Genomic DNA, 13,705 nt, shown 5'->3' with positions numbered 1-13,705 from the left:
ATTAATTCTTCTTCTTAAAACATATACTAACTTTCATCTTCTTGTTGCAATAAACGTGAATGTGTAATGAAACGAACTCCTAAAGGAATTTCTAATGAAAAACTTGCTCCTCTTCCTTCAGTTACATCAATGGTTAAGTGCGTATGCTTCCAATATTCATATTGATCTTTATTCATATAAAAGGGGACTTCATCTAACACTCCTAACAGAATATCACTTTCATCTAAATACATTTCATCTTTAGGAAAAATCATTGGTGATGATCCATCACAACACCCTCCACTTTGATGAAAAATTAATTCGCCATGTTGCTTTTTTAGTATTTCAACTATTTCTTTTGCTGCATCTGTTATTGCTACTCTTTGCATATTATATTTTTTAAATTATAAAATACTAGACCTATATCAGCCCAGTATTTTCAAACAACTAAAAGAACCCTAACTTGTTTTTATCATACGATATCAACATGTTTTTAGTCTGGCGATAGTAATCCATCATCATTAAGTGGTTTTCCCTACCAAATCCTGATTTTTTATATCCTCCAAATGGTGCGTGCGCTGGATAAGCATGATAGCAATTTACCCAAACTCTCCCTGCTTTAATTGCTCTAGGAATTTGATATAGCTGATGTGCATCTCGTGTCCACACTCCTGCTCCTAATCCGTACATGGTATCATTTGCTATTTCTAGCGCTTCTGCTTCATCTTTAAACTTTGTCACACACACTACAGGCCCAAAAATTTCCTCTTGAAATACACGCATCTTATTGTGTCCTTCTAGAATAGTTGGTTTAATATAAAATCCATTTGCCAACTCTCCTTCTAGTGTATTAGCTTCTCCTCCACATAGCACTTTCGCTCCTTCTTCTTTTCCTATTTTAATATACGCTTGAATTTTTTCATATTGATCATTTGATGCTTGTGCTCCTACCATTGTGTTTACATCATACGGACTTTTTTGTACAATTGCTTCTGTTCTTGCCACCACTCGCTCCATAAACTTATCATAGATGTCTTCTTGTACTAAAATGCGTGAAGGACAGGTACAAACTTCTCCTTGATTAAAAGCAAATAACACTGCTCCTTCAATTGCTTTATCTAAAAATGCATCGTCTTCATCCATTACACTATTAAAGAAGATATTTGGAGACTTACCTCCTAACTCCATCGTAACTGGATTTAAGTTTTTAGAAGCATACTGCATTATTAACTGTCCTGTAGTAGTTTCTCCTGTAAATGCTACTTTATCTATTCTTGGGCTTGATGCCAATGGTTTTCCTGCTTCTGGACCAAAACCATGAACTACATTAATAACTCCTGGAGGAAAAACATCGGCTATTTTTTCCATTAACAATGTTGCTGATGACGGAGTTTGTTCTGCGGGTTTTAATATTACACAGTTACCTGTAGCTAATGCTGGTGGCAACTTCCACGATAACATTAAAAGAGGAAAGTTCCAAGGAATAATTTGCCCCACAACTCCCAAAGGTTCTTTAATGTTCATTGATAAAGTATTTTGATCAAGCTCTGTTGCACTTCCTTCTTCTGCTCTAATGGCTGCAGCAAAATAGCGCCAATGATCTACTGCCAAAGGAACATCAGCATTTAATGTTTCTCGTATTGGTTTTCCATTATCACAGGTTTCTACTAATGCAAACTCTTCTAAATTTGCTTCAATTATATCTGCTACTTTATTTAGCAATGAAGCTCGTTCTGCTGCTGATGTGTTGCCCCAACTTTCCTTTGCTGTATTTGCTGCATCTAAAGCTAATTCTATATCTTCTTTTTGTGATCTTGGATATTTTGCTATGATACTATTATCAACTGGAGATTTGTTTTCAAAATATTCTCCACCCAAGGGAGACACAAACTTTCCATTAATAAAATTTGCATAGCTGTCTTTAAATTTTGGTTTCGTGTAACTCATAAAACTTTGTATTTTTGTTCTTTACTTAAACTAATTTACCCGAAATAACACTTCTACAATCAACTTGTATAAAAAATGAATATTTCGTAATTTTTGTAAAATTAAAATATCATATAGTCAATATATTGAACGTATTTATTAAATTGTAACACATATCTATTATCTCAAAAAAAGGATAAATAGATTTTTGTACTATTGATTTATGAACCATTTATTAAGTCGACATAAAGAAAGTAGAAAACTTACTACTTTAATAGAGAACAGAACTACGTATAATGCTGAATATGCTGAGTTAAATATTTTTGAGACTCATAAAAGTGCTGAACAAGTCTCTTTGACTTTTGATTTTCCTGTGATTGCAAGTATGCTCACTGGAAAAAAAGTAATGCATTTAGAAGGTATGGAACCTTTTGATTTTTTCCCTGGTGAATCTGTGGTAATGCCAACTAATAAAGAAATGGTTATAGATTTTCCCTTGGCTGAAAAAGACAATCCCACTCAATGTTTGGCTTTAGGTATTGACTCTGATAAGATTGATGAGATAGTAGATAAGTTTAATCACAATGTTACTATAGAGCGCGAAAACAATAATTGGAAATTAAACGAAACTTCTTCTCACCTTGTTCATAATACGGATATTAATCATTTAGTTGGACGTTTGGTACATACGTTTACCGATCAAAACAAATCTAAAGACATTCTTCTTGATTTAATGATTCAAGAACTTATTGTGAGATTATTACAAACTAAGGCTAAAGCTTTTATTTTAAATGATCCTTCTGGCACGCTTACAGACACCCGTATTGGTATGGTTATTAAGTTTATAAAAAACAACCTCACAAATAAAGATATTACTGTAGAATTGTTAGCTAAGAAGGCTTGTATGAGTACATCTCATTTTCATAAAAAGTTTAAAAACACCTTGGGAATCTCTCCTATTGATTATATAAATTCTGAAAAAATTAAATTTTCTAAAAAACTTATAAAGCAATCTAAAAACCTGCGAATCTCTGAAATAGCTTACAAATCTGGTTTTAATAACATTAGCTATTTTAACAGACAGTTTAAAAAAATGGAAATGATTACTCCTCAGCAGTTTAAAAAGTCTTTTCTAAAAGAGTAAATCATCAACTTTTTTCAAAAAACTTTTATAGTTACATTTGCTCGCTATGGTGATATCTCTTTTCTTAGATGTTTTAAGTGCTAACTGGTACATTATTTTACTTTTTTTTATTGTAGCTATTCTATACTCCTCTGTTGGATTTGGTGGAGGTTCTAGTTACTTAGCCGTTTTAGCACTCACTGGTTTACTTTTTACACAAATAAGAGCTACTTCTTTACTTTGTAATGTAATGGTTGTTACAGGGAATGTTTTATTGTACATGCAACAAAAACAATATAGCTGGAAAAAGGTTATTCCGCTTACGTTATTTAGCATTCCCATGGCTTTTTTAGGTGGATATTTACGTATAAGTCAAACGTTTTTCTTTATCCTGTTAGGTTTTACGTTACTTTTTGCTGCTATTACTATGTGGATTTCTAATAAAGTAGTTACCAAGAATAACAAAACTACCGATTTGAACTTGATAAAAAACGCCAGTTATGGCGGAGTTATTGGTTTTATCTCTGGAATGGTTGGAATTGGTGGAGGTATTTTCTTAGCTCCATTACTTCATTTAACCAATTGGGACACTCCTAAAAAAATAGCTGCTACAGCAAGCTTTTTTATTTTGGTAAATTCAATATCTGGCTTAATAGGTCAATATACAAATCCTGAGTTTTCTATTGATTGGAATTTAACTTCTATTTTATTAATTACTGTTTTTATTGGCGGTCAAATTGGTAGCAGAATGAGTAACCAATTCTTTAGTTCTACGCAACTAAAAAAAGCAACCGCTATTTTGATTGCCTTTGTAAGTATTCGGATTTTAATTAAGTATTTGTTTTAGCTAATATAACATACATTATTCTTTATAAAAAAAGCAACGTAAATACGTTGCTCTTTCATCCCCTAAATATAGATAACTATCTTCTTAGCCTAACCAAGCATTCATCATCCACAATGTTTTTTCTTGTTCTGCAATAAAGTCACTCATCATTGAGTTTGTTCCTTCATCTTCAGATTTATCAGACAAATCAAGAATTGTACGTTCTATTTTTAATAATTCTGATAGTGAGTCAATAATTAACTTTACCGCTTCAACATCATTTGAAATATTTTTTCCTACTGGTACTCTTGATACACTAGTGTAGTCCTCAAAAGTATGTAAAGGTGTTCCTTGTAATGTTAAAATACGTTCTGCAATTAAGTCTACTTTTTCTTGTGCATCCGTATAAAATTCCTCAAACTTCATATGTAACTCAAAGAAGTTTTTCCCTTTAATATTCCAGTGTAACCCTCTTGCATTTTGGTAATACACTTGAAAATTTGCTAGTAATGTATTTAACTCATTTACTAAGTTTTCGGTTTTTTGTTTATCTAATCCTAAAATTGTAGTTGACATATTGTTTTGATTTTAAGTTTTTTACTTTTTCTACTACAAATTTAAGGTAAGTTTTAACAGTTTTACCATAAAGGTAATCGATTGTTTTAATATCTTTATCAAAAATTATTATTGAAATGACTATTACACAACTAAAATATACACTAGCTGTTGCAGAGTATAAAAACTTTACCGTAGCAGCAGAGCATTGCTTTGTTACTCAACCTACTTTGAGTATGCAAATTCAAAAGTTAGAAGAAGAATTAGATGCTAAAATTTTTAATCGCTCAAAAAAACCAATTGAATTAACTGAAGTTGGTAAACGTATTGTAGAACAAGCTAAAGTTATTGTTGATGAAAGTAATCGTATTATTGACATTGTGCATCAACAAAAAGGGTATGTAGGCGGTGAGTTCAGACTAGGAATTATCCCTACAGTTATGCCTACGCTACTACCTATGTTTTTAAAAACTTTTAGTAAAAATTACCCTAAAGTTCAATTAGTTATTGAAGAACTAACTACTGAAGAGATTGTTAGGAAATTAATGGATGGTTATATTGATGCTGCTATTGCTGCTACTCCACTAGAAAACGAAGCAATTAAAGAACGAGTTTTATACTACGAGCCTTTTGTTGGTTTAGTTCCTAGTGAGCATCGTTTATTTAAACAAAAGAAATTAAAGGTTGATGATTTAGAAGTTGATGATATTTTATTATTAGAAGACGGGCATTGTTTTAAAGACAGTGTAATTAACCTTTGTAGAACTAATAAAAGAAGTTCAACACACCACTTTCAACTAGAAAGTGGAAGTTTTGATACACTTATTAAATTATCTAAAGACGGTTTAGGAATGACGTTACTTCCTTACTTAAATACTTTAGATTTAAACGAACGAGATAAAACTCATCTAAGAGAATTTGAAACTCCTTCTCCTGCACGTGAGGTTAGCTTAATTTATCACAAATCTCAGTTAAAGATGCAATTGATTGAAGCTTTAAAAAGCACTATTGATAGTGTAATTAGAGGCGCTATTGCTTTTAGTGATGTGGAAATTGTAAGTCCACTTCAAAAAAAATAAGAGTAATAAAAAATCCCGCTAATAGCGGAATTTTTTATTTTAACTTCAAAACAAGCATCTAAATTAAATCTTTAGCTATCGCCATGCTATTTAAAAACTATATTCTGATAAAGGTTTTGGAAAATCTTCTGGATTTGCAGCTAAATGATAACGAGGATCATCTACCCCTTCTTCAATAACATCTGCAAATATTGGACTTGCTTTATAAAGCAACACTTTACAATCTTCACTTAAATGTTTTAAGGTTACCTTTTTTCCTGCCTTTTGATATTTTTCTACTAATATAAAAATAGCTTCAATAGCTGAATGATCTGAAATACGAGATTCTACAAAATCAATCTCAACATTCTCTGGATCATTTTTTATATCAAACTTTTCATTAAAAGCTGTAATACTTCCGAAGAATAAAGGCCCCCAAATTTCGTAAATCTTCGTTCCATCTTGTTTAAAACGTTTTCTCGCTCTAATTTTTTTGGCATTTTCCCATGCAAAAACTAATGCTGAGATAATTACCCCAACAAATACAGCAATTGCCAAGTCAAAAATCACGGTTACTGCAGATACTATAATTAATACAATTGCATCTGATTTTGGAATTTTATTCATAATTCTAAAACTAGACCATGCAAATGTATCAATCACCATCATAAACATTACCCCTACTAAAGCAGCAATAGGTACTTGCTCAATATACTTATCAGCAAAAAGAATAAAAACTAATAAGGTAACTGCCATCATAACTCCTGATAAACGACCTCTACCACCTGCATTAATATTAATTACAGTCTGACCAATCATACCACAACCACCAGTTCCTCCAAACAAACCGCTTAACATGTTTCCTGCTCCTTGTGCTACACACTCTTTATTACCATCACCTCTAGAATCAGTTAATTCATCCACTAAATTCATCGTCATCAACGTTTCAATCAACCCAACTGAAGCCGCTAAAAAGGCATACGGTGCTATAAACTTTAAGGTATCTAAGTTGAATGGCAAATTACTCCAAAGCTCTGCTAAATTCATTTTCTTAGAAATTTCATCAAAACCATTTAAACCAGCTCCTCCTCCATCTCTAATAAAATCTCCAACATTTATAGACTCTAATCCACCGAAAATAGATACAAACGTAACAATTAAAATAGCTGTTAACGCTGCTGGTACTTTTGTTGTTAATTTTGGAAGCAACCATATAATTAACATTGTTAGTAACACCAAGCCTATCATAGTATATAGTTTTGTTCCTTGCAAAGTTGATTTTACTACTCCACTATCTTTTACTGAATAAAACCCATTATTTTCTATATTATAAACCACCTTTTTTGTATTTGCATCAAAGACTTGCGTATCTGACTTTACAAAAACTTCCTGGTTTGTTTCATTATTAATAATTGAATTTCCTTTAATTGAAAACAATGCAGCACTTGATACTAGATCTTGTACCTCATTATCTGCAACTTTATACACCAACTCTTTCGATTCGGTTTTACGCATATTTTGCCCGAAAACATCCTTCTTATTTTCTTTGAACATCCCCAACTGAGCTATAAATATAACTACCGCTAAACCGTTTACAAACCCCATCATTACTGGATGTGGAATTAATCGAACTAACTTCCCTAACTTAAAAACTCCTGCAAGTACTTGAATGACTCCCATCAACACTACAGCTGCTAGTAAATAAAAGTATCCCATATTTTCTACAGGTGTATCAAACAGTAATCCCTTTGCGTGTCCTTCTTGTATCATATTTACAAAAATTACAGCCACAGCCCCTGCTGCTCCAGAAATTAACCCAGGTCTACCACCAAAAACTGCTGAAACAATTCCTACCACAAAAGCTCCAAATAGCGCTACAATAGGACTAATTTGAGCCACAAAAGCAAAAGCTACCACTTCTGGTATCATTGCTAACGATACTGTAATACCTGCTAAAGAATCGTCTTTTATGTTAATCTTCTTACTTTTAATGTATTTCATCATAATTTCTAAGAGTCTTTTGTAAAAATGCGCAAATGTAAAGATAATTTTATAGACCAAGTTTTAGGTTTCATTAAGTTTAATTTTGTCAGCGTAAATTTTTGCCTTAATTTTGAGCGTTGAACTATCAAACCAATTTGGTAGCAACAAATGAGCAGAAAAACACTACTTACTTCGAAAGAAATTGAAATCATTCTGCATCGATTAGCGTGTCAGTTAATCGAGAATCACAACGATTTTTCTAACACCGTTTTAATAGGATTACAACCTAGAGGTTCTTATTTAGCTAATCGACTAGCTAAGTTATTAAGAGAAGAATATGATATTAAAGACCTAAATTTAGGCTTGTTAGATATTACTTTTTATCGTGATGATTTTCGCAGAAGAGAAGAACCCTTAGAAGCCACTTCTACACAAATTGACTTTTTAATTGAAGGAAAGAAGGTGGTTATTATTGATGACGTATTATTTTCAGGAAGAAGTGTTCGAAGTGCTTTAACAGCACTACAATCGTACGGAAGACCTGATAATATTGAGTTATTAGTATTAATAGATCGTCGTTTTAGCCGTCATTTACCAATTCAGCCTAATTATAGAGGAAGACAAGTAGATGCCATCAATGAAGAAAAAGTAGTTGTGAACTGGCAAGAAACTCATAAAGAAGATACAATTTACCTTGAACCCAAGCCCTCAAAGCTTGATTAGTTATGATAAAAAAAACAAACTAAAATGAAGCAGTTAAGTGTTGAACATTTATTAGGAATTAAATACCTTAACAAAAATGACCTTGAGCTTATTTTTGAAACTGCTGCTCATTTTAAAGAAGTCATTAACCGACCTATAAAAAAGGTTCCTTCGCTACGTGATATTACCATCGCTAATTTATTTTTTGAAAATAGTACACGTACAAAACTTTCTTTTGAATTAGCTGAAAAACGTTTATCTGCAGATGTTATTAATTTTTCTGCAGGACAATCTTCAGTAAAAAAAGGAGAAACTTTGATTGATACTGTGAACAATATTTTATCAATGAAAGTTGATATTGTTGTGATGCGTCATTCGAATGTTGGAGCTGGAATTTTCTTATCAAACCATGTAGATGCTAAAATTATTAATGCCGGTGATGGTACACATGAACACCCAACCCAAGCATTATTAGATAGTTTCTCTATGCGTGAAGCTTTAAATAGTGACCTAAAAGGAAAGAAAATTGTAATTGTTGGTGATGTCTTACATTCACGTGTAGCTTTGTCAAATATTTTTGCACTACAATTACAAGGAGCCAAAGTAAAAGTTTGTGGACCTAGTACCTTAATTCCTAGATATATTTCTAGTTTAGGTGTTGAAGTAGAAACTAATCTAAAAAAAGCTTTAGATTGGTGTGATGTTGCTAACGTATTACGTGTGCAATACGAACGTATGGATATAAAATATTTTCCATCAACTAGAGAATACACACAGCTTTTTGGTATCAACAAGGAAATTTTGGATAATCTTGACAAAAAAATTGTCATAATGCACCCTGGGCCTATTAATAGAGGGGTAGAACTAACAAGTGATGTTGCCGACAGTGATCAATCAATTATTCTAAACCAAGTAGAAAATGGAGTTGCTGTTCGTATGGCAGTTATTTATTTGTTAGCACAACAAATAAAAAGATAGTCATGAACATAACTGATAAACCTGCTTACACTATAATTACTTCTGAAGAGAAAACATTTTCTAGTTTCTTAGAAAACTTTGATAATGAATATGTAAACCTTACAGGAAAAAACCTAATTGTTGTAATTTCAGAAGAATTTAATGCCTCTAACAAAAATATTTTATTACTTTTGAAATACGCAGAAGAACATCAAAACAATGGCACATCTTTTGTAGTTGTATCTAAAGATGTTACTATTGATGATTTTCCTGAGACTTTTAACATTGTTCCTACATTAGTAGAAGCAGAAGATGTTATAGAAATGGAAAATATTCAGCGTGATTTAGGTTTTTAACCTTAAGTTTTAATAATTATCCATCCCCTAAACGATAATTTATGGTAAAAAAAATACTTTTTATAACTTTTTTCTTAACTATTTCTGTTGTTTTTTCACAAGAAAAATCAATTAATAAGTTAATAGCATCTCCTAACCCTTTTACAAACAATACTACTATTTACTTTAATGCTAAACATAGTCAAACAGTTATTTTAACTGTTAGAAATGTACTAGGTAAAACCGTTTATAATAAAGAACTTAAAGTGGTTAAGGGTCGTAACTCTTTTCCTTTTCAACGTAATGACTTAAAATCTGGAATGTACATTTATGCAATACAAAGTAATAAAGAGATAATTTCAAAACGCTTTGTAATTAAATAAATGAGTTTACACTTAACTGTTTTAGGTTGTCATTCTGCTACTCCAAGAGCTAATGCCTATCCTACCGCTCAATACTTAGAAATTAACAATCGTCATTTTTTAATTGATTGTGGAGAAGGCACACAACGCCAAATGCGAAAATACAAGGTTGGTTTTTCAAAAATAAACCATATTTTTATTTCTCATTTACATGGTGATCATTTTTTTGGTTTGGTTGGACTTATTGCTACTTTTGGGATTCTAAACAGAGAAAAAGAGTTACATATTTACGGTCCAAAAGGAATCAAAGAAGCAACAACACTTCAGTTAAAAGTTTCAAAATCTTGGACTAAATATCCTATTATTTTTCACGAATTAGAATCAAAAGAAAGTGAGCTTATTTTTGAAGATGATAAGGTTTCTGTAAGAACCATTCCTTTAAATCATAGAGTTTATACTAACGGTTTTTTATTTACTGAAAAACCTAAACTTAGAAAGTTACACATTGAGAATATTCAACAGTATGATGAAATAGAAACCTGTGATTTTCATAACATTAAAGCTGGTAAAGACTTTACACTCTCTACGGGTGAAATAATTTCTAACGAAGAACTTACTATTGATCCACCCAAACCTTTAAGTTTTGCTTTTTGTAGTGATACCAAATACAAGCCAGATATTGTTCCTATAATTAAAAATGTAGACTTACTATACCATGAAGCTACATTTTTAAAAGATAGAGAAGATTTATGTGATAAAACAAAACACTCAACAGCAGAACAAGCTGCCTCTATTGCTAACCAAGGAAACGTAAATAAATTAATTATTGGGCATTACTCTAGCAGATACAAAAACATTAACGATTTTAAAGTAGAAGCTCAAACAGTTTTTAAGAACACTGAATTAGCTGAAGCAGGAAAACGATACAGTACTAATTCTTTTCCTGTGGAGATTTTAAATTAATACTGCTTTGTTGATAAAAGTACCAAAGTACACGCTATTTCACTCTCAATCCCATTTTCTTTTAACAATTTTATAAACTCTGTATTTTCCGTTCCAGGGTTAAATATTACCCTACAAGGCTGTAAGTAAATTATATACTCATAATATAATTTCTGACGTTTAGGGTTTAAATATAAAGTCACAGTATCAATATCTTCAAAAAAAATATTTTCTGTTTCAATAGCTACGTTTGCTACACTTCCTTTTTGTAAACCAATTGCTACAGTTTCTATACCACTATTTCTTAACCTTTTAATAGCTATATTAGAATATCTAGAAGGCTTTAAAGAAGCTCCCAGCACCAAAGTACGTTTTTTCATTTTCTGTTAATAATACGTTAAACTCTCTTAAACTAAGTAACAAAGTTAGGTAATAAAGAGTCTATTAAGCATCAAAACAATTCAAAAACAACAAAAATGAAAAACATATTACTAATACTTTTAGCTGTATTTACTACAAGTATATATGCACAAATGCCTAAAAGTAGCCTACCTAAACCAGGTACTATTACTGGTAAGGTAGTTGATCAAATAACCAAACAACCTCTTCCTTACGTAAATATTATAATCAAAGATGCTGCCAAAAAAATTATTACTGGTGGAATTACTGATGATAATGGACTATTCTCTATAAAAAATATTCCTGAAGGTAACAGCATTGTTGAAGTTCAGTTTATAGGATATAAAACTTTTTCAAAGCCAGTTTCTGTAAGCCGTAAATCAAGTAAAGTTAATTTAGGTACCATTTCTCTAGAGGAAGATAGCACAACTTTAGATGAAGTTGAAATTCGTGCAGAAACTTCTTCTGTAACTCAGAAAGTAGACAGAAAAGTTATTAACGTTGGTAAAGATTTAACCTCAGCAGGAGCTACTGCTTCTGATTTATTAAATAACGTACAATCTGTAAGTGTTGATAGCCAATCAGGTAATATTAGCTTGCGTGGTAACGAAAATGTGCGTGTATTAGTTGATGGGAAACCTACCAATATCCCTGCTTCTGAGTTATTAAAACAAATACCTTCATCATCTATTAAAAGTGTTGAATTAATTACCAATCCTTCTGCTAAATACAACCCTGAAGGAATGAGTGGTATTATTAATATAATTCTTAATAAAAATGCCAATATGGGCTTTAATGGTTCTATAAATACTGGAGTTGAAGCTGGTCATTATGTTCGTTACAATGCTTCTACAAACATGAATTACAAAACAGGAAAAGTGAACTTTTTTGGTAACTATGGCTTTAGAGGTGGTGATAATTATAATTTTGGATACATTAGTAGACCTGGAGAAAATTATCAAGACTTTATTTTTCAGAATGATGATGAATCACATTTATTTAAAATTGGAGCAGACATTTATTTAGATGATAAAAACACTCTTTCACTTTACACAACTCAAAACTGGTTTAATGTTTTTGCTAAAGGACGTGCTATAATTACAGATAATAATGGTAATTTAATTGAACATTCACCTAATACTCAAAACAATGAAAGTCACAATCAAGCTTATAATGTAAATTATAAACATGATTTTGAAAAAGAAGGACATAACATAGAGTTTGAAGCTAACTATTCAAAAAACAACGCTCCAAACTATTTAAATAACTATTTCTTAGAAGGTACTCAACCTGATTATTTCAATGATATTAATAACGATAGAAAAAGTACATTATTAAATTTAGATTATACAAACCCTATTTCTAAAAATGGTAAACTTGAGTTAGGTTTAGAGTATCGAGTAAATAATACCGACAATGTAAACCTAACAAACCAACAAACTGTATTAGAAGATATTAATGGAAATAAAACATATAGAGATGTAGGAGACTCTTATTTTACTTATGACAGAGATATTTATTCTGCTTATATAAACTATGGTCATAAGTTTGGAAAACTATCTATGCAATTAGGTGCTCGTTTTGAGCAATATAAAATTGAAGGAAATTTTACAGGACTAGACGAAAATGGTGATGTAAAGAAAGATAAAGTTACTGATGATATTTTCAGCGTATACCCTTCTGCTTTTTTCACTTACAATCCTAATGATGCAGATCAATTTCAGTTAAGCTATAGTAAAAGAGTTGATAGACCAGGAATACAGCAAGTAAACCCTATTAGAGAATGGAGTACTCCTTTAATTACTTCTGTAGGTAATCCTGATCTTGTTCCTCAATTTACAAACTCAGTTGAATTTAATTATACCAGAAAGATAAAAGGTGGTTCAATAACATTAGGTAGTTTTTATAGAAACATCACCGATGTAATTAATAGAGCTACTTACATGGATCCTTTAGATGAAACAAACACTAGGCAAATATTAACTTTTGCTAATTTTGACGACACAGATGCTTACGGTTTAGAGTTTTCTGCTAGTTACAAGATTGCAAAATGGTGGAGAGCAAACGCAAGTATGGATTATTATTCTCAAAAACAATTTGGAACTGCTGACTTGAGCAACCCTAACGCTCAAACTATTGAAGTTAAAACAGATATTTTTAATGCTCGTATAAGTAATAGTTTTACAGTCTCTAAAAAGTTACGTTTACAATTATTTGCAATGTACAGAGGCCCAAGAGAAGACATTCAATGGAATGTAGACCCTATGAAAATGGTCAATATTGGTGCTAACTATAGTATTCTTAAAGGAAAAGGAAATATTAACCTTAGAGTAAATGATATCTTTAACGATATGAGGTTTAAATTTAACTCTGAAAGACCTTTTGTTCAAAATGGACGTTTTAAATGGGAAAGTAGAACTGCTTATATTGGATTTAACTATAGGTTTGGTGGAGGAAAAAACAAAGCTCGCGCCAGAAAACAACGTGACAATAACGAAAAACAAGGAGGCGGAGGTTTCTTATAAAATTGGTTTTTAATTAATTATTAAAAAAAAACG

At 31.4% G+C, this 13,705-nt stretch carries 14 protein-coding genes; 9 read left to right on the top strand and 5 right to left on the bottom strand.

Annotated features, from left to right (window positions below; all coding sequences use genetic code 11):
* Positions 1-26: 26 nt before the first annotated feature.
* Both Q4517_RS03985 and Q4517_RS03980 read right to left on the bottom strand, forming a co-directional pair.
* The gene (locus Q4517_RS03985; RefSeq protein WP_303506477.1) at positions 27-368 is read right to left on the bottom strand and encodes a DUF779 domain-containing protein; all 342 of its coding nucleotides are present in this window, start codon (positions 366-368) and stop codon (positions 27-29) included.
* A gap of 58 nt (positions 369-426) precedes the next feature.
* On the bottom strand, positions 427-1,926 hold the full coding sequence (locus Q4517_RS03980) for an aldehyde dehydrogenase family protein (RefSeq protein WP_303506475.1): 1,500 nt from the start codon (positions 1,924-1,926) through the stop codon (positions 427-429).
* A gap of 202 nt (positions 1,927-2,128) precedes the next feature.
* Between Q4517_RS03980 and Q4517_RS03975 the strand changes: the two genes are divergently transcribed.
* Positions 2,129-3,049, top strand: coding sequence for an AraC family transcriptional regulator (locus tag Q4517_RS03975; protein ID WP_303506473.1), 921 nt, complete (start codon positions 2,129-2,131; stop codon positions 3,047-3,049).
* Between the two features lie 46 nt (positions 3,050-3,095).
* Positions 3,096-3,875 carry a sulfite exporter TauE/SafE family protein gene (locus tag Q4517_RS03970; RefSeq protein ID WP_303506471.1) on the top strand — a complete coding sequence of 260 codons (780 nt, stop codon included), beginning with the start codon at positions 3,096-3,098 and terminating at the stop codon, positions 3,873-3,875.
* 84 nt (positions 3,876-3,959) lie between these two features.
* On the opposite strand, the gene Q4517_RS03965 is transcribed toward Q4517_RS03970, so the two are convergent.
* A complete protein-coding gene (locus tag Q4517_RS03965; RefSeq protein WP_303506469.1) occupies positions 3,960-4,430 on the bottom strand; it encodes a Dps family protein in 471 nt (156 codons plus the stop codon).
* Between the two features lie 116 nt (positions 4,431-4,546).
* Between Q4517_RS03965 and Q4517_RS03960 the strand changes: the two genes are divergently transcribed.
* On the top strand, positions 4,547-5,488 hold the full coding sequence (locus Q4517_RS03960; protein ID WP_303506467.1) for a hydrogen peroxide-inducible genes activator: 942 nt from the start codon (positions 4,547-4,549) through the stop codon (positions 5,486-5,488).
* Positions 5,489-5,578: 90 nt separating this feature from the next.
* Here the strand turns inward: Q4517_RS03960 and Q4517_RS03955 are convergent, their stop codons facing one another.
* Complete coding sequence (locus Q4517_RS03955) at positions 5,579-7,471, bottom strand: SulP family inorganic anion transporter (protein WP_303506465.1); 1,893 nt, start codon at positions 7,469-7,471, stop codon at positions 5,579-5,581.
* A 147-nt stretch (positions 7,472-7,618) separates the two neighbouring features.
* On the opposite strand from Q4517_RS03955, the gene pyrR reads away from it, so the two are divergent.
* From pyrR to Q4517_RS03930, 5 genes are read left to right on the top strand one after another with little or no spacing between them, the layout of a single operon-like run.
* Positions 7,619-8,173 carry a bifunctional pyr operon transcriptional regulator/uracil phosphoribosyltransferase PyrR gene (gene pyrR / locus Q4517_RS03950; RefSeq protein ID WP_303506463.1) on the top strand — a complete coding sequence of 185 codons (555 nt, stop codon included), beginning with the start codon at positions 7,619-7,621 and terminating at the stop codon, positions 8,171-8,173.
* A 24-nt stretch (positions 8,174-8,197) separates the two neighbouring features.
* Positions 8,198-9,130, top strand: a complete 933-nt coding sequence (locus Q4517_RS03945; RefSeq protein ID WP_303506460.1) for an aspartate carbamoyltransferase catalytic subunit — start codon at positions 8,198-8,200, stop codon at positions 9,128-9,130.
* A 2-nt stretch (positions 9,131-9,132) separates the two neighbouring features.
* A complete protein-coding gene (locus Q4517_RS03940; protein WP_303506458.1) occupies positions 9,133-9,465 on the top strand; it encodes a hypothetical protein in 333 nt (110 codons plus the stop codon).
* 41 nt (positions 9,466-9,506) lie between these two features.
* Complete coding sequence (locus Q4517_RS03935; protein WP_303506455.1) at positions 9,507-9,827, top strand: T9SS type A sorting domain-containing protein; 321 nt, start codon at positions 9,507-9,509, stop codon at positions 9,825-9,827.
* Complete coding sequence (locus Q4517_RS03930; RefSeq protein ID WP_303506453.1) at positions 9,828-10,769, top strand: ribonuclease Z; 942 nt, start codon at positions 9,828-9,830, stop codon at positions 10,767-10,769.
* Here Q4517_RS03930 and Q4517_RS03925 read toward each other — a convergent pair.
* Positions 10,766-11,128, bottom strand: a complete 363-nt coding sequence (locus Q4517_RS03925) for a CoA-binding protein (RefSeq protein ID WP_303506451.1) — start codon at positions 11,126-11,128, stop codon at positions 10,766-10,768. The two genes, Q4517_RS03930 and Q4517_RS03925, sit on opposite strands and share 4 nt — an antisense overlap.
* A 96-nt stretch (positions 11,129-11,224) precedes the next feature.
* Here Q4517_RS03925 and Q4517_RS03920 point away from each other — a divergent pair, with 96 nt between their 5' ends.
* Complete coding sequence (locus Q4517_RS03920; RefSeq protein ID WP_303506449.1) at positions 11,225-13,672, top strand: TonB-dependent receptor domain-containing protein; 2,448 nt, start codon at positions 11,225-11,227, stop codon at positions 13,670-13,672.
* The last annotated feature ends 33 nt before the right edge of the window (positions 13,673-13,705 follow it).

Origin of the sequence: Tenacibaculum sp. 1_MG-2023 (assembly GCF_030547425.1) — a bacterium.
In the GTDB taxonomy this organism is placed as follows: Bacteria; Bacteroidota; Bacteroidia; order Flavobacteriales; family Flavobacteriaceae; genus Polaribacter.
The sequence above is the reverse complement of the archived record's forward strand: the minus strand, read 5'-3'. Positions and strand labels throughout refer to the sequence as shown.